Raw genomic sequence first — 14957 nt, 5'->3', positions numbered from 1 at the left:
CGCCGTTATCATCGCCGTCGGTGTCAACGCGGACGGCCGGCGCGAGGTACTGGGCATGGAGATTGGCACCTCGGAGGCCGAGCCGTCTGGACAGTGTTCCTGCGCAAGCTGACACGTCGCGGCCTGCGCGGCGTCAAGCTCGTCGTCTCCGATGCTCACGAAGGCCTCAAGGGGGCCGTCACCAAGGTGCTGTGCGCGACATGGCAGAGGTGCCGCGTCCACTTCATGAGGAACGTGCTGGCCCATGCCGGCAAGAGCGGCCGCAGGGTCGTCTCAGCCTTCATCGCCACCGCTTTCGCCCAGGAAACGCCCGAGGCCGCGTCCGTACAATGGCGCGCCGTCGCCGACCAGATCCGGCCGAAGGTGCCGAAGCTGGCGACAATCATGGACGACGCCGAGCCCGACGTGCTGGCCTACATGACCTTCCCCAAGGAACATCGCGCCAAGCTCCACTCGACGAATCCGATCGAACGTCTCAACGGCGAGATCAAGCGGCGCACCGAGGTCGTCGGAATCTCAGGCCGAAACGATTGTCAACCAGAGGCGCTGAGGGAGCTATACCTCACGTTTGGGTGTTGCTCTTGCGCAATAGCTAAGTCGGCAAACGAAAGAAGTCGCTCGGTTTTCAATAGCCGGGCGCTCTTGCTCATGGAACAATCAGACTCAGCGCGAGTTTGAATGCGACGATGAGCAAAGATTACGCAATAGAATCATCCGTTTGTATCGAAATGGCACGGTCGCTCCGATCATGTCTGGCGGAAGAGCGAGCGCTCATGCACCATTTCCGGGAGGAACTCGCCTCGGCACGGAGTGACAGTGTTTACTCCCGCCAGGACCGCATCAGATCCGAACAGCAAAAAGCCCCTGCCGTGGGGCTAGGGCTTGATGGGATGGCCCGCGCCTGCTTCCGAGGCTGCGTGGGCCATCCCATGACGAGTGAGGGACGCATCTTGGTCACCGGCACGGACCGCTGAAGAACGAGCCGGTTGTAGCCAAACAGCCTCAGAGCGGGAATGTTCCCGCCTGACGCAAAAACACCCGTGGCTCAGCCGGCGGGCTCTGTTGCAGGGGCACTGTGCACGGGGGCGGCGTCTGCCGTCAATGCAGTTTGCCGACTAGCCGAGCGTATTCGGCTTCAGCCCTGCCATATGACCCATCAGCCAGCGCAATTAGACGCGCGCGATCAAGAATGACTACCTCTCCTCGCATTGAGCGTATCAGACCTTGGCCCTCCAAGGTTTGCAGCGCTATGGTGACGCCGGGCCGCCTGACACCGAGCATAACTGATAAGAACTCGTGCGTAATCGCAAAGCTGTTCCCGTCGACGCGATCATCACACATCACCAGCCATCTTGAGAGCCTGTCGACTATGCCGCCTGCTCGTCATCCGCCGCGCAGCACGCGCCAGATAGACCAACAGGGCGTAACTAAGCGAGGCGAGCGCCGCCGCTGCCAGCCAGTGACGCCCAATGCGCCGAGGCCCATCAACTTCCACCGGGTCACCTCGGCAGAGACCGCCTCCACCTCGGTCATGTCTTCGCTGAGCGATTCACCGCGTCTTCAGTCTCGGCAAAACGCTCCGCCAGCTTATCGGTCTTGGCGTACATCTTCGATTGGCTGGCGGCTGGGCGCTGCTCGGATTGCTCGTAAGAGAGCGCGGCTGAAGCATCGCCGTCCTTTAATGTCGCGCCGAATCTCAGTTGCGTCTCGCTGAACGCCCTCCATGGACGCCCTTCATCGTTGGGCCACCAGGGTCTTTCTTGTTGTTTGAATAGCCGCCTTCGTGCGCGAGCACTTTGGCAGGCGCTTTCTTTTCGCGCGAAATTGCCACCGTTTTAAAGCGGGAGGGTCGGGATGCAGGTTTTCGATGACATCGAGGCGCTGCTGGATGCGGGTGAAGCCTCGACGGCACTCAAGGAAGTGCTGGCGCTGGTGCATCAATTTGGGCGCGGGTCCAGTGTCTTGGCGGGCGCGATCGACGACCTCATTATCGACCTGTCGACGCTATCATTCGTCGCCGATGCTTACGGAGACCGCATCGCGGAGGCGGCGCGCATGCTGGCTCGAAAAAGACTATTGAAGATCAAGTTGCTCGCACCTCGTCAGAGCATCGGAGCCGCCAGCTAGAGATTGGTGGTCGCTACGAAAAACGTGTCGACCTGCTCGGTGCTCCGAGCGCATCGAAACCTCTCGCCATCATCGGTTCCGTACGGACGAAGAGCCGCCTGACCCTGCGACCAGATGAAAGCTTGGACTTGCGGCAGACCGCAAGCAGTTGGAGCTTGAATTGCCGACACACTCTCAGGAACCGTTGCCGGGATCGCACTCCATTGGTCGTCGGCCCAGATCCGGCGCGCGTCGCTTAAGGTGCCGGTCGAATATGGCCAGCTTCGCTTCGTAGCCGATCCGCACTCTGGACCTGCAGCTATCGCAGCTGAAACCGGCAATCGTTTTCAGCCAGGATCCCCTTCTCACCATTGGGCACGAACAGGAGGGGCATTGGAATTCTATCGGTACGTCGCGCAGTTCATTTGATAGAGGCACTGTGCATGTTCTCCTCAGCGGCACGGCCACTGCAACAAAGTAGAAGGAGAAATGTTTCCGGCTTCGGCCATTTGCGCGAGAGAATCGGACCTAAGTCTAAATGGTGAGCGGCCCAGAAACCTATTTCCCTTGCTATCGGCCTTTGCGTCGGAAATTGAACGGCAATAGCGAGGGTGATCGAAGGCGGCCCCGGGCGTGAGGCTGGCAAGTGGGGCCAAGACGGCGGCGGTAAAGCGGAGCCTGTGGCGATCAAATAACCGATTCGCCTAGAATCTCCTTCACCCAGCTCATAGTTCTCAGCCCGTATGCCATTCCGGCGCAGTCGGCAAACCAGTCGAAGACACTCATGTCACGCCCTGTGACGCATTGAAGGATTTCAATCGCTGCGCCCGTTAAAGCAAGTAGAACCGCCAGCCGGACCACCTGTTGGGGCCAGCCGAGGCTACCCAAAGCTGACAAGGTGGCGAACGCGGCGGCGTGGTTGAGCTTGTCGTGATGAGACGTAAAGGCCAATCCGAGGGCGTGCAGCAGGTGGTCTGGCAATAGCGCGAGCAGCAGGACGACTGCCAACGTGGAGAGAAAGGCAGCCCTTGCCATGCTCTGATGAAAGCTGGACTGCGGCAATCTATTCGCAGCACTCCCGGTTCCTAGTTCTCGCTTCTCATACTGGTGCACTAGGAAGGGCTCCAACCTGCATCTGAGCTATGAGCGCGAACAACTGGCATGCTTAACAGGCCTCCTGATGTCATCAGGAAGTTCCATGAAACAGCCTATGTCACTCTGGATGGTTCCATAGGGCGCTGCGAATGTCGCCCTCCATTGTGATGAGGCCGAGGGTTTCCTGCCGAAAAGGCGCGGCGGAATAGGCGAGCCATTGGTACCGCTTGCGCCCAGGTGCGATGCGTATCGTGCCGGGCACGGCTGGGCTGGAGCGGAACTCTTTCCAGCCTTGGCCCGGCTGTCTTTTGCACCCTGATGTTGGGCAGCCGGGCCGACTCCCTTCTGAATTCAATTATCGTCGGCGTGGCGGCTAACAGACGAAACCGTTATTTAGTCTGGTCATCCCTGCCTTGGTGATCTCGCCTTTACAGATTCCAGTCCTGGACGCTAAGCCAGCAGCGGCCACTCGCTGCTGTCCAATCAACAAGCCCCAAACATCAGGTCGCGCTTATATACAAAAAAGCCGGCCACCTTTCGGCAGCCGGCCAGTGCAAACAAGGAAGGGAACGTTGCACTGATGGGGCAGTGCACCGTCCGAAGCGTTTTCAGGCGACAATGTTCCACCGATGAGAGAACAAAGAAGGCTTCACCGCCAGCGCACATCCCCTTAGCCGCGCTGTGTTGCCGTCGCCTAGTGTCTAAAGGCCTTTAACCAGCCACGGATCGGTGTCGTATCCGAGGCCCGGCTTTTCCGGCGTTCCACCGGCCGGCAATTTGGCGGTTCCGGTCGGCCTGCAGTCCAGCTCGAGCACCTGCTTCTTGGCCGAGTGCTTCGTAGAGCAAAGGTCCGTGGCGTCACTCACCACCACCTTCTTCTCCTTGGCAACAGCGACACCAGTCCCAGCGATCACGATCGCCGCACAAAACACAGCAACTCTCATCATACTCCCCACGTTGTGCCTCCCCAAAAAGGCTGAGGCTGACGTTACGGCACATTTAAATTAGCGCAAGCGAATATTAGCTGCCTAGTCCCTTCACATCGGCTCTGGTCGCCTCCCCCTTGCTGCCGGTGCCTTGCGATACCGGCAGCGCGATATGGTAGGATGGGCGCATGCCTGCTCATGATCGGAGGGCCGATGTTCATGACTTGAGCTCGACATGGCAGAGGGCTGCAACCGTCAAGTTTCCCAGGTCGTCGTGGCGATGAACGATCGCGTCGAGGATCGCTTAATAAGCGGCGTTTACTAAGTTCCGCTGGTCTAGCCCTACGCGATCACACCATAACCACGTGATGACAAATCAGCCATGTGTGTGGCGCGGCGGGCCTGTTCCGCTTGTGGCCGGCGCCTACCCACCCGGGTTCCCCAACCATGGCGTCGGCCATTTTCGTTCTCTCAGCGATTATAAGCCTTTGCTATAGGCCTATGTGTTGGCTGGACGGTGAGATCGCTGTTAGATCGCCTCGTTCGTTTGGATGTTTCGCTGGCGTTGGGAGGAGGCGCATATGTTCGCCAGCCGGCGGATACCACACCGCCCCACCGGTCAGGCCCAGCGCGCCCGCTGCAAAGTCCCGCAGACGGCTGCTGGGCCGCTGGCGGGCAGCGGCTACTTGCTGACGATCCAATCCACCAAGCCAGTTTCGATCAGCTCGAACCAATCGTGCACCAGGGCCTTGGCTAAATCGCGCCATTGACACTCAGGCGTACGGGAGACGGCAACAGTAGAAGGGTCGGCATCTTCCCAGCCTCGCGCCACGTCATCGCGATGACGTTGACGAAGGCGCATCAGCAAGGTGGCCGTAGTGGCCGCTTGAGCGATATCTATGGGCGTTGCAACCATCGCAGCCTCCTCAAAGCGATGGCAAACCCCTCACTAGTAAGCCCGCTCAGACTCTCTCTGCAATCAAAAAAAGAGTTGTCCTCGCTCCCTGTTCTGTCATCGCAATGAAGGACGACATCTTCGAGCACCCGCAGCACACCTGTCGCATGGAAAAAGCTGTAGGCGTTTATAGGTGCTTGGGGAATCCGCCGTTTGTTTGCGTTGTGGAGCGGGACAAAGCAAGTTACTCACTCAGGCTGGCTACCGTGAAGCGGGGCACCAGCCCGACTTCCACGCGTTGCCGTGGGAAGCTGAACACAGGGCCGTCAAAGAAAGGCAAGGTGGACGCGACGGCGCTCGCTGAACGCATTCGGGCGCCGGCTGCGTTCGCGTTCACACCCGGCGCTATGTCGCTTCTAGGCCCGCTCTGTCGCTACTTTGTGCGCAGCATATTGTGGGAACTCTGCCTCGGCCCACGCACTCAGTGGCTGACCAGAACGAGCGCATCATCGGCCTAACCGTTTAGGCTGTAGAATTTGTGTGTGCGCTCGTATCGAGATGCGGGTGATGTCGCAGCCGAAACGCGCTGCTTCCTTCTCGATCCGCCCCATCAGTTTGGCGCCGATACCAGCACTGCGCATCTCGGCGTCGACAACCACATGGTCGGCCTACGCCCACTTTCCGCCCATACCCGGTTTGCTGATAGAGCGGGTAGATAGCCGCGATCTCTTCGAGCTCCATGGCTGAGTGTCGATGCCTATGTCGGCGAGGTGATGAGTGCGGCCTTGCCGCCGAACACCAGCCCCAACTGGGCAGTCGCATCGCTCGACATTACGGGCGATGCAGCCACTGCGAAGGTCGAGGACGAATTTGGAACCACAAGGTTCACCGACTATCTTCTGCTCAAGATCGCAGGAGAATTGAAGATCCTTAGCAAACTCTACCACCTTCACTAATACGACCGTCCAGATCAGAGGCCAAATACCGCAAAACTGACCAACCTGTCGTAGGTCTCCCAGCGCCTTTAGAGCTTGAGCTCAGTCCTTAGCGCGTCGATTCGCTTCGAGGCCTCGGCTTTGCTTAGATCTTCGGCGTAGCTTCTGTCGTCGCCCGCCTGCTCACATAATGTTTTCAAGTAGGAAGCTTGCGACGGAGTCATTGGCTCGTCTCCCGTCGTCCATTCGTCAGGATCCTTGCTGATAGCTTCGCCTTTGGCTCGGGGTGTAGTTTGCATGACGCTCTCCATGTTGGGAACGGCACAACGTATTTGATCTGCTTTTGTTCCACATGCTTGAAGTGTCTGAGATTGCGATGGCAGGGGTGTTCACGAACGCAAGTTTACCCGTGCTGGAAGAATCCGACGAGATTGCTTAGCTTCCGCTCGCGGTCGCCAACGATGAACTCAACGCCAACTCTGCGCGAGACATCGAAAGATCCTCCGCGCCCGCAATTTACCCCAACGGTGAGGAGACGCCCCATGAAAGCAATCGTAGCGACGGACCAGACTGCAGGAACGGCCGGGATGAAGTTGGTGGAGTTGCCCGAGCCTCGGGCGGCAATTAACGACGTGGTCGTACAGGTTCATGCGGCAGGATTCGTCAACACCGAGTGGAGTGGCCCTCGACGTGGGCCGACCGAGCCTTCCGTGACCGGACCTCTTCGATCCTCGGCCACGAACTGGCTGGTGTGGTCACTGCGCTCGGCTACGGCACTACGGGGCTTTCTATCGGTCAGCGGGTGTTCGGCCTCGCTGACTGGCATCGCGACGGCACCCTCGCCGAGTATGTTGCCATGGAGGCCCGTAACCTCGCGCCGCTGCCCGGCGATGTCGACTTTACGGTGGGCGCTAGCCTGCCGATCTCCGGCCTAACCGCATGGCAGGGGCTGTTTCAGCATGGCCGCATCAAGGCCGGGCAGAGCGTTCTCGCGCATGGCGCTGCCGGTGCCGTCGGTTCGATGGTGGCGCAGCTTGCCAGGGAGGCCGGAGCCTATGTGATCGGCACCGGGCGGGCCGCCGACCGCCAGAAAGCGCTCGACTTCGGTGCAAATGAATTCCTCGACCTCGCAAAAGACACCCTTGAAGATGTCGGCGGCGTCGATCTGGTGTTCGATGTCGTCGGCGGCGATGTCCAGAAGCGATCCGCAACGCTCGTCCGGGCCGGAGGTATCCTTGTCACAGTCGTCGGACCAACGGATATTCGACCTGCAGACGGCCTGGCGGTTGACTTCGTCGTCGAGGCTGATCGAGCCCAGCTTTCTGAGATAGTGCAGCGGATCCGCGATGGACGACTGCGGACGAACATCGGCAAGGTTTCGAGCTTGGATGATGCCATCGGCACCTTCAACTCAACGGACCGACGCGCGGGCAAGACCGTTGTTCGCGTTCGTCCGTGAGAACTTGGGAGAGAGGCGGGCCCTCGCTCCTTATGGTCGCGTCGGCAGCTGACACGGTGAGGTGCAAATCAGCGCCTGTCGCGGGATTTAGCCATCGTAGGGCGGTGTTTGCGGGAACCTACTTTGTACGTTTCCGACTCTTGCCTTTTTCGGAAAGTGACCCACAGAATAGCTGATTGAGGTTCTATCTCTCTGGGAGGATGGGATGGACATTCAAGCACCTGTTCGGCCTACGCAGCAAACGGCCAAGGAGCTGGTCCGCGAGGTCCTGTTGGGCTCTCAACCCGGCGACATTATTTCCGTCAAAGCGACCATTGTAGCGGTCCGTGAGCGCGGCGGCGATCTTCTCGAAACTGACTGCCAGTTAGTCGAAATGATCGTCAAATCAGCCTCCGTTTGGGGACTGTTCATCGCCTTTGACGTTCGAGAGGCGTGATGCCCCACCGTTGGTTCAACCCTCCGGTTTATGTGAAGACTGAGCGCCCGGGGCTTCGCCTTGGTGTCAACCGGGTTGATGCCGCCGCCGAGGAGCTCCTAAAGTGGTCCAATCGTGGCCCCAAGTGGCGGCTGGCGGCCGAGGCTTGCCTATCTGCGATGGATGGCAAAATGCCGGGTAATGACTTCCGGCTGCTGTTCGAAGCCGCGGCCGATGAAGAGGAGATGCTGCTGCCGGATTAACAACGCTATACGACGAGCCCATTCGGGTCTGTTCGCGTTGCGAATTCACCGGCGCAACGGGCATTTATGCTGTCCGTCTCCGTCGTCAAACTTTAAAGTGAGACACTAACGAGCGACGACCTAGATGGACAGCTTATTCGCCGGTGCGCGTACCATATAGGGCCGCGGGTGACCGATGGAGGTCACATGGTTGATGAAGAGCATCGCCGCGAACGGAGGCAGCGGGTGCTGAAAGGCGCCTCAATCATCAGCGGAATCACAAACTCCGAGATCAGTTGCACCATTCGGAACCAAAACAGTGGCAGAGCTGAGCTCAAAGTCCCGGTGGAATCGCGTGTCCCTGAGCGGTTCGTGGTTTACGTGCCGACCGACGGCGTTGCCTACCAGGCAGTCCTGCGGTGGCGCAGGAACGACCGAATTGGGGTTCAATTTATAGGAACGTTGCCAAAGCCGCGTCTCCACTATGGCTGAGCTTGTGCCCGGGATGCACAGACCGTTGAATTGGACACTCTCCGGCGCTCGGCACGTGTTCCATGGCAGTCTCACTTTAGAGATTACCCCCCGGCGAAACTTCGCTTCAGGTCGACGCGGTCAGAAGGCTTACAAAATCGCGGGAATATTCCCCGTCCAGATATTTAGCCGGAGCGCCCCACGCCTCGGCTGGTTGGCCAGTGAACGCGTCAAACACCGCTCAGGTTTCGTCGAGTCCCTCCTGAGGTCGTATCTTTGAGAAGCCATGCCGTCGCTAGGTAAGTCTGCGGTCCAGTTCTCAAGCGGTGATCGACATTCCTGTTGGAGTGCGGGTTCTACAGGAGATTCGGTTTTGAGGATCGCGAGGGGTTGGCTCAATGCATCATGAGCGACCCAGCATTCTCAGAAACCGGCACCCGTCTGCGCAGCCCTATGATGCAGATAGGTAGAGTCAAAATCTGCGGCCCGAACGAGCCCTGCCCAGTCGGGCGCATGAAAACGCGAGCCAAGGGTAGATATCAGACCGTCGCGTCGAAGGTCCTGGAGCACTCGGTTCACGTGCACGGTGGAGAGGCCAACTGCGTCGCCAAGTGCAGCCTGCGTTATGGGGAGATAGGCCACATGATCTTCAATGCGACCTACCGAGCGAAGGCGGACAATAAGTTCGCAAAGAATGTGAGCCATACGAGAGTAGGCGTCGCGCCTTCCGACGTTGGTGACCCACTCTCGATAGATCGCCGCGTCGATCACAGTGGAGCGCCAAAACACTCTCGTTATCGAAGAGTGCTGTTCGCAAATGGCGCGAAGTTCGTCGTGCCGCATGAAGCCCACCCTAGCGGGCATGAGAGGGGTGAAAGTGCAATCCATGACCGACAAATGCAAACCATGCAGGTCGGGAATGTCGCCCGGAACAAAAAAGGAGGAGATTTGACGCTTCCCCTCCCCGGTTAGTTTGATCGACCCTATTAAGCCTTCAAGAACGACGAACGAAAGGCTCGGCTTATCGCCCTCGCGCAGAATGTCTTCGTTGGCCTGATATCTCTTCTCCTGAATCGAGATGTTCCCCAAGGTCGCAATGTCTGATTCTGCGAGTTCCGAGATGGCTTGGAGCTTGCGGATCAACATTTTGAAAGAATGATCATGTGCCATCAAGAACCTGTTCGTGTTTGCTCCCAACTTTTAGTTGGCGCTAATGTTCCCGCTGCCTAGAGGAGACGAAGGCCAATGGTCAGTGCGTCGATGATGCGCGCAAAGTTCAGCTGTCCTCAATCCTTTTCGCCTGCCGCAACCTGTTCGAAACGGCTGGATCACAACCTGCTTTCCACCGGATTAACGAGTGCTATTGCGCGCCAGGAACCTTAAGAGTTCGCAGCCGTTCAACTGTTGGGGCGCACGAAGCAGGCTTTCAATGTCATCGGGTTCCGTGCTGATCGTGGAGACGTCGAGAACTCTCTCCGGGAGGCCGGGTTCGAGGTGGTCGCCGGCTTAAAAGGGCCTTCAAGCGATTGCGACTTTCGATCGTGAGCCGGAGCGAGTTGTGGCTCTCCTGACAGATATCAGACTTGGGGACGGCCCAAGCGGGTGGGATGTGGCCCGGCACCTCCGAGGCACCGATCCTACTATGCCAGTTATATGACAGCGTTGGTCGATGCCATGGCCTGCTACGCAATTGACCGACATCAAATCGACATCCTGTCTCTCGGCTGCGTTGAATTGGAGTTCGCCTTCACCAAGGGCCAAATCGCCAAGGGCGGTATCAGGCACTGGCGAGATCATTTCTGCCGCCATGCGCCTGCAAAGCCAGAATGCACTGGGCCAAGCTGGGCTGCTGGTAGGACGAGACCGTCTACTACGCGTCGACGGACCACCTATGAAGTCTAATCCGATCGACCTCGACGACTACACCGGTCCGCCGCAGAGTTACCTGTTATTGCTGCCTCACTGGTCAAGCAACATGAGGAACGGCTGGCCGCGCTTTTCGTTGCGCCGCGTCCACCCTACAAAGCGGTGTATGGGCCAAGGTCTCAGGACCCGTAAATAGCCACCTGTTCTTCGCACGATGTCGGCTTTCAGAAACCGCCTAAAGCGATCCCGATATTGAGCGCAATGGCCATCCGTTCTGATTAAGTCGTCTTGGCCAGCCGTGGTCTTCACTCGACCCCGCATGATGAGGTATGACCAAGAAGGATGTAGACTAAACCGGAAGAGACAAGGTGCAGGTGCAAGGCATTGAGAGAAATAGCAGGAACCGAACCAATCCACAGGAATATTTTGTTGGTATTTATGTTGGTATCAGATGCGGCTAACATTCCCCTAAGTATCTGAAAGCAAAACGGGATTTTCTTCACTTGAATTCCGCCTCTGGGCACCATCACCCTAGGGTCCATTCCGGACACATAGCTGAGCAATGCCTCCGCGCTGCACATCGCGGTGTCAGCGCCGCCAGTGAGTTGAACTCCGCCTGCAGCCATCCGAAACGCCGCGCCGATTAGCGCCGGTTATTTCAGTCCGAACTCGACCGGCGTCGGCTGACCGCCGGCCGGCCCATCGAACAGCAGAAGCGCGCGCAGCCTGCCATCGGCCTCGCCGAGCGGCAGCAGCGCTTCCGGCTTGATCTCGGCGCCATAGCCTTCGAGATCGAGAAGCTTATCGGCCTGATCGCCATCGGAGAACACTGAGTAGTCGCCGAGCTTGATGGGCTGGCCTTCGGGCGGGTCGTTGACGGGACCGGCGAGCACGAGCAGCTTTCCCTGATAGGCGAGAAGATCGCGCACGCCGCGCGCATGTCCCTCGCCGTCGACTCCGAGTTCCAGCTTCAGCAGGGTCGCGCCGCCCGGCCCGTGATCGAACAGCATGCCGAGCGGCACCGACAGGATGACGGCCCGGTTGCCCTCCAGAACCGGCCCGCGCAGCCCCGCCAAAAGGGCGCCGTCGCGCACCGCCACGCCCTCTATGGTGAGGCCGTTTTCCTCAAGCGGGCTTTGGGCGAAGGGCGCGAGCTCGGGCTGGGCGCGCACGATTGCCGGCAGTTCCGTCGATCGCCTCTTTTCCGGCTCGGCCATGAGCTTGCCGGTCGTCATATCGATCGAATCGGGCGCAAAGCGAATGCGGAAAATCTCACTGCTCGCCATGACCCTCGCCTCGACCTCGGCGGCGGCGTCGACGCCGGATTCATGGCGCGGCCGGCCATGTGAACCTATGACATAGAAGGCTCCGCCGGCGAAGGCCACGCCCTCGGCGTCCAGTTCGAGAGGCTTGCCGACGAAACTGTCGTCGATCAGCCGCACGAAATCCCCGGCGATCAGCTTACCGTCCTGCAGGATGATGATCTGTGCCCCTTGCGTCTCGTCATCGGCAATGAGGCAAAGCCGCGGGAAGCCACTTTCCGTCGCGCAGGCAATGCCGCTCACATCCTTGGAATTCTTGCTCTCCGATCCCTCGAGATCGGCTTGCCTGTCAGCTTGCCCTGGATCGTCCAAGGTTGCGGAGCCTGCGCAAGCGCCGCTCCGCTCCAGCCAACCGCCAGGCACGCAGCCACAAGCGAGGCGCTTAGTTTGCGAGAGTCAATCGACCATGTCATGGCGCTCAATCCATCCGCCGGCCCGTCAAGAACATGCCAAACGCGCGATGCGGCACAGCCGTCGGGAACGGGTGGAGCAGACGATTGACTTGCTTTGTCCGTTTTGAACAGCTTCTTCCGAAGCGCGTCGTATTTAAACGGGATCCTGCGACGCACTTCAAGTCTTTGTCTCGATACACGCTCAATTCCTTCCATGGCATTCAGGTATTTTCGAAGACGCTGAAATAGCCACTGGATTTTTACAATAGATCAAAGTAACCTTCTCCTGTCGGCTTCTCACTTTTGAATGATCGTTGTCTATTTTCGTGCGGCGCAGTAGCACTGTGCTGGGCAAATTCTGGTATTTATGGAGGCACTGGCATGTCAGGCATTGTGCGCGTGTGGATTTTTGGAATGTCGGTGCTTTTCCCGATCGCCATGAATTCGCCGAGTGCCGCGAAATCGCTCGAATGTACCTATGAGGGGCAGGCTGGCGTCGATGGCAGCCGGCTTATCGAAATCAACACAGAGCATTCGAACTATTCTTACCAGATGGTCGCATCAAACCCCGAAGATCTTGAGGCAGAGGGCAGCACTTCCTCTGACGCCACATTCGTTGAACTGGACGGCGCCCTCGCCGCTCTCGTTCATGTGAAAGGTTTGATGCAAGGGGGCGAAATCACCACCGAGACGCCGGCCCTCACAATTTTTTACGCCGGAGCGGACGGTAAGTTCGTGGAGGTGACGGACGGGGCCATCGCCAAGGGTACCTGCGTGGCCGGCAATGGCGAGGAGGCTGCACGGCAAGAGGCGCCTTCCGATACTTCTGATCCTTTTTCAGCGCCTTGGGAAAATTCGCAGAACGCAATCGTGCTCGATCCGTTCAAGGGCAACGGCATCGTCTGGGACAAAGTAAAGACGGACCGGCGCGTCGCCGCGGTTATTCACAAGGCGACGCAGGGGCTCGGCAGAGATTCCGCATATGCCACCCGCAAAGGCGAGGCAAAGGCGCTCGGTCTCAAATGGGGCTCATACCACCTCCTGACAAAAAGCGACGTTGACCGGCAGATCAGCAACTACCTCCAGGTGGTCGGAAACGATACGACAGAGACCCATGCCGTTGATGTGGAATGCCTTTCCACGTCCTCAGACTGCCAGGATGGAACGTTCAAGGTCACTTTCGTGCAGATCGAGAGCGCGCTTCGCAGGATGAAGTCGGAGACTGGACGGTTTCCGCTGCTCTATGTGAACCATTCCGTCGCCAAAGAGCTCTCCCGCCACTGGCACGGCTCGACCGAGTTCGGCGGCGTCCCGCTCTGGTATGCACGCTTCAAGCGGCACGTAACCGACTTCCCCGAAGGGCCTTGGCACGGCTACACGCTCTGGCAATTCTCCAGCGAGATAAACTGCTCTGCTGCTTCCTGCCCATACCGAGTACCGGGGACCGACCCTGACATGGACCTAAATGTCTACGGGGGGACCGTTGCGGCACTTCAGGCAGCGTGGCCTCTCGATCATTGAGTAGGCCGGGAAGCCACGGCCTGTGCCCCACAGCACGATTTGAACTGACTTGAGCGGTGGCCGCTCAAGCCTAGGCGTCGCGTTCAACGAGGATATCGGCCTCGATCGCCGCATTGACGAAGGCAGCGCGGGCATAGTGCGCCTCTTTCAGGCCTTCGAGAACGCCGAGGCAGGCCTTGCGGGCGGCGACGTGATAGCGGCCCGTCTTCGCGGGCCAGCGGTTCATCAGGATGTCGGCGGCCTGCGCCACGCGCTCCACCTTGTAGATGGTGTTTCCGGACCTGCCGAGCGCCACGCGAACCGGCTCATCGACATGCTGGTCTTGCATGCTTCCCCTCCCGAACGCGATCGCGAGTCAATTCGGCATGCACTGAAATGGTTCCAGAAACGAAAGAAGCCCGCCAGCCTGAGCCAGCGGGCTTTCTGTTGATCAGCAAGTCTCGCGCTCAGTGGAGGTCTATATCAAGTCTCGTCAGTGGATGGCGGAACGTCAATGGTTCCGCCGCCACCTGACGTAGGCGAAGCAACATGCGCCGCAAGTTTGCCCTTCCGGTGCAGGACCGGCTTTTCGTATACTTCTTTCATTGAAATATGCCCCAAGGCCCAAACGCCCGGCGCAACCCGCGCCTCCATCAGCCCAATGTCAAGCAAATACGAAAACCGGCGCAACGCGAATGACAGGCTTGCCGCGATAGGAGATGGCGGCGTCCAACATTTGCCGCCCAATGAAATCACTTTGCGCCCATCGGCCAAATGGCGGATTCGCTTTGCTTGGTGATCCCCTCCACCTAGGGCAAACTGCCTGCCGGGGCTGCAGGAGGAGAAATGCGAGCACGCGCAGCTACGATCGGCGATCTCGAAAGTGTCTTCCGTGATCTGTCCACGCGGATGTCGGACGAGTATGTGGCCGCCGGCAAGGACAGCAAGGTCGCCTACGACAATCTGATGATGAATTTGAAGGAAGGCCGAGCGCACGCGCTGGTCGAGGGCGACAAGACGGTGGCGATCGTCGCCTGGCACGAGAACAGCGACGCCGCCGACACGCTGTTTGCCGCGCAGGAGGGTTTCTTCAGCGCCGCGACGGTCCGCTTCTGCAGGCGCCACATCCGCCACATTCAGGCGCTGGCCGGCAACCTTCCCATCCACTCGCGCAGCTGGCTGCAGCGGGCCGACGTCGGCAAATGGTTCCGTGTCATCGGTTATGTCGAACGCGGCCGAGAGAACGGCGCCACTGTGTTCGAATTGCCGCCGGCACGGGGAGCGTCAGCTGCGCGGGCTGCCTAGGGCTGCGCACCCACGGATGCCATCACGG

The 14957-nt window shown here is 59.0% G+C and carries 17 protein-coding genes and 3 pseudogenes; 8 read left to right on the top strand and 12 right to left on the bottom strand.

Translation table 11 applies throughout. The annotated features are described in order from the left end of the window. A pseudogene (locus NKI46_RS13350) lies at positions 1 to 516 on the top strand (IS256 family transposase); the annotation flags it as partial. 582 nt (positions 517 to 1098) lie between these two features. Here NKI46_RS13350 and NKI46_RS13345 read toward each other — a convergent pair. From NKI46_RS13345 to NKI46_RS13335, 3 genes and pseudogenes are all read right to left on the bottom strand, one after another. Then, positions 1099 to 1365, bottom strand: a pseudogene (locus NKI46_RS13345) (Crp/Fnr family transcriptional regulator); the annotation flags it as partial. Positions 1366 to 1383: 18 nt separating this feature from the next. Further along, on the bottom strand, positions 1384 to 1533 hold the full coding sequence (locus tag NKI46_RS13340) for a DUF1515 family protein (RefSeq protein ID WP_245265671.1): 150 nt from the start codon (positions 1531 to 1533) through the stop codon (positions 1384 to 1386). A 163-nt stretch (positions 1534 to 1696) separates the two neighbouring features. Continuing rightward, on the bottom strand, positions 1697 to 1795 hold the full coding sequence (locus NKI46_RS13335; RefSeq protein ID WP_084567771.1) for a glycosyl hydrolase 108 family protein: 99 nt from the start codon (positions 1793 to 1795) through the stop codon (positions 1697 to 1699). 59 nt (positions 1796 to 1854) lie between these two features. Here NKI46_RS13335 and NKI46_RS13330 point away from each other — a divergent pair, with 59 nt between their 5' ends. Further along, the gene (locus tag NKI46_RS13330; RefSeq protein WP_023698300.1) at positions 1855 to 2127 is read left to right on the top strand and encodes a hypothetical protein; all 273 of its coding nucleotides are present in this window, start codon (positions 1855 to 1857) and stop codon (positions 2125 to 2127) included. 666 nt (positions 2128 to 2793) lie between these two features. On the opposite strand, the gene NKI46_RS13325 is transcribed toward NKI46_RS13330, so the two are convergent. From NKI46_RS13325 to NKI46_RS13310, 4 genes are all read right to left on the bottom strand, one after another. After that, on the bottom strand, positions 2794 to 3168 hold the full coding sequence (locus NKI46_RS13325; RefSeq protein WP_286487859.1) for a VanZ family protein: 375 nt from the start codon (positions 3166 to 3168) through the stop codon (positions 2794 to 2796). A 734-nt stretch (positions 3169 to 3902) separates the two neighbouring features. Continuing rightward, positions 3903 to 4148 (bottom strand): hypothetical protein, encoded by a 246-nt coding sequence (locus NKI46_RS13320; protein WP_023698909.1) that lies wholly within the window; start codon positions 4146 to 4148, stop codon positions 3903 to 3905. Between the two features lie 661 nt (positions 4149 to 4809). Further along, entirely contained in the window at positions 4810 to 5043 is a 234-nt protein-coding gene (locus NKI46_RS13315) for a hypothetical protein (RefSeq protein ID WP_050591009.1), read from the bottom strand. A 485-nt stretch (positions 5044 to 5528) separates the two neighbouring features. Beyond that, on the bottom strand, positions 5529 to 5681 hold the full coding sequence (locus NKI46_RS13310) for a GNAT family N-acetyltransferase (RefSeq protein WP_352496840.1): 153 nt from the start codon (positions 5679 to 5681) through the stop codon (positions 5529 to 5531). Between the two features lie 114 nt (positions 5682 to 5795). Between NKI46_RS13310 and NKI46_RS13305 the strand changes: the two genes are divergently transcribed. Beyond that, complete coding sequence (locus tag NKI46_RS13305) at positions 5796 to 5978, top strand: nuclear transport factor 2 family protein (RefSeq protein ID WP_023698908.1); 183 nt, start codon at positions 5796 to 5798, stop codon at positions 5976 to 5978. Between the two features lie 68 nt (positions 5979 to 6046). Here the strand turns inward: NKI46_RS13305 and NKI46_RS13300 are convergent, their stop codons facing one another. After that, entirely contained in the window at positions 6047 to 6256 is a 210-nt protein-coding gene (locus NKI46_RS13300) for a DUF3072 domain-containing protein (protein WP_031193277.1), read from the bottom strand. A 243-nt stretch (positions 6257 to 6499) separates the two neighbouring features. Between NKI46_RS13300 and NKI46_RS13295 the strand changes: the two are divergent. From NKI46_RS13295 to NKI46_RS13285, 3 genes and pseudogenes are all read left to right on the top strand, one after another. Beyond that, positions 6500 to 7416, top strand: a pseudogene (locus NKI46_RS13295) (NADP-dependent oxidoreductase). Between the two features lie 205 nt (positions 7417 to 7621). Beyond that, positions 7622 to 7852 (top strand): hypothetical protein, encoded by a 231-nt coding sequence (locus NKI46_RS13290; protein ID WP_023669678.1) that lies wholly within the window; start codon positions 7622 to 7624, stop codon positions 7850 to 7852. Continuing rightward, positions 7852 to 8094 (top strand): DUF982 domain-containing protein, encoded by a 243-nt coding sequence (locus NKI46_RS13285; protein WP_023669677.1) that lies wholly within the window; start codon positions 7852 to 7854, stop codon positions 8092 to 8094. Before NKI46_RS13290 ends, NKI46_RS13285 begins: the two co-directional genes overlap by 1 nt. Positions 8095 to 8967: 873 nt before the next feature. On the opposite strand, the gene NKI46_RS13275 is transcribed toward NKI46_RS13285, so the two are convergent. From NKI46_RS13275 to NKI46_RS13265, 3 genes are all read right to left on the bottom strand, one after another. Further along, entirely contained in the window at positions 8968 to 9714 is a 747-nt protein-coding gene (locus NKI46_RS13275) for a Crp/Fnr family transcriptional regulator (protein WP_023829785.1), read from the bottom strand. A 1001-nt stretch (positions 9715 to 10715) separates the two neighbouring features. Further along, positions 10716 to 11036 (bottom strand): hypothetical protein, encoded by a 321-nt coding sequence (locus tag NKI46_RS13270; protein WP_352746534.1) that lies wholly within the window; start codon positions 11034 to 11036, stop codon positions 10716 to 10718. Positions 11037 to 11063: 27 nt separating this feature from the next. Then, positions 11064 to 12044, bottom strand: a complete 981-nt coding sequence (locus tag NKI46_RS13265; protein WP_352746531.1) for a DUF3616 domain-containing protein — start codon at positions 12042 to 12044, stop codon at positions 11064 to 11066. Between the two features lie 461 nt (positions 12045 to 12505). Between NKI46_RS13265 and NKI46_RS13260 the strand changes: the two genes are divergently transcribed. Then, positions 12506 to 13645 carry a glycoside hydrolase family 25 protein gene (locus NKI46_RS13260; RefSeq protein WP_023687388.1) on the top strand — a complete coding sequence of 380 codons (1140 nt, stop codon included), beginning with the start codon at positions 12506 to 12508 and terminating at the stop codon, positions 13643 to 13645. A gap of 70 nt (positions 13646 to 13715) precedes the next feature. Here the strand turns inward: NKI46_RS13260 and NKI46_RS13255 are convergent, their stop codons facing one another. Continuing rightward, positions 13716 to 13973, bottom strand: coding sequence for a DUF982 domain-containing protein (locus NKI46_RS13255; RefSeq protein ID WP_023703408.1), 258 nt, complete (start codon positions 13971 to 13973; stop codon positions 13716 to 13718). Positions 13974 to 14470: 497 nt separating this feature from the next. Between NKI46_RS13255 and NKI46_RS13250 the strand changes: the two genes are divergently transcribed. Next, a complete protein-coding gene (locus tag NKI46_RS13250; RefSeq protein ID WP_023669674.1) occupies positions 14471 to 14929 on the top strand; it encodes a hypothetical protein in 459 nt (152 codons plus the stop codon). The last annotated feature ends 28 nt before the right edge of the window (positions 14930 to 14957 follow it).

Source organism: Mesorhizobium sp. M0615 (assembly GCF_040320805.1).
Taxonomy (GTDB): domain Bacteria; phylum Pseudomonadota; class Alphaproteobacteria; order Rhizobiales; family Rhizobiaceae; genus Mesorhizobium.
Note: the sequence above shows the minus strand (reverse complement) of the source record. Positions and strands in the feature narration are given on the sequence as shown.

Coding starts and splice junctions, on each gene's coding strand:
- NKI46_RS13275 (WP_023829785.1), bottom strand. CDS start 9,714: ATGGCACATGATCATTCTTTCAAAATGTTGATCCGCAAGCTCCAAGCC.
- NKI46_RS13330 (WP_023698300.1), top strand. CDS start 1,855: ATGCAGGTTTTCGATGACATCGAGGCGCTGCTGGATGCGGGTGAAGCC.
- NKI46_RS13285 (WP_023669677.1), top strand. CDS start 7,852: ATGCCCCACCGTTGGTTCAACCCTCCGGTTTATGTGAAGACTGAGCGC.
- NKI46_RS13270 (WP_352746534.1), bottom strand. CDS start 11,036: ATGGCTGCAGGCGGAGTTCAACTCACTGGCGGCGCTGACACCGCGATG.
- NKI46_RS13340 (WP_245265671.1), bottom strand. CDS start 1,533: ATGACCGAGGTGGAGGCGGTCTCTGCCGAGGTGACCCGGTGGAAGTTG.
- NKI46_RS13290 (WP_023669678.1), top strand. CDS start 7,622: ATGGACATTCAAGCACCTGTTCGGCCTACGCAGCAAACGGCCAAGGAG.
- NKI46_RS13250 (WP_023669674.1), top strand. CDS start 14,471: ATGCGAGCACGCGCAGCTACGATCGGCGATCTCGAAAGTGTCTTCCGT.
- NKI46_RS13315 (WP_050591009.1), bottom strand. CDS start 5,043: ATGGTTGCAACGCCCATAGATATCGCTCAAGCGGCCACTACGGCCACC.
- NKI46_RS13300 (WP_031193277.1), bottom strand. CDS start 6,256: ATGCAAACTACACCCCGAGCCAAAGGCGAAGCTATCAGCAAGGATCCT.
- NKI46_RS13305 (WP_023698908.1), top strand. CDS start 5,796: ATGAGTGCGGCCTTGCCGCCGAACACCAGCCCCAACTGGGCAGTCGCA.
- NKI46_RS13260 (WP_023687388.1), top strand. CDS start 12,506: ATGTCAGGCATTGTGCGCGTGTGGATTTTTGGAATGTCGGTGCTTTTC.
- NKI46_RS13255 (WP_023703408.1), bottom strand. CDS start 13,973: ATGCAAGACCAGCATGTCGATGAGCCGGTTCGCGTGGCGCTCGGCAGG.
- NKI46_RS13320 (WP_023698909.1), bottom strand. CDS start 4,148: ATGATGAGAGTTGCTGTGTTTTGTGCGGCGATCGTGATCGCTGGGACT.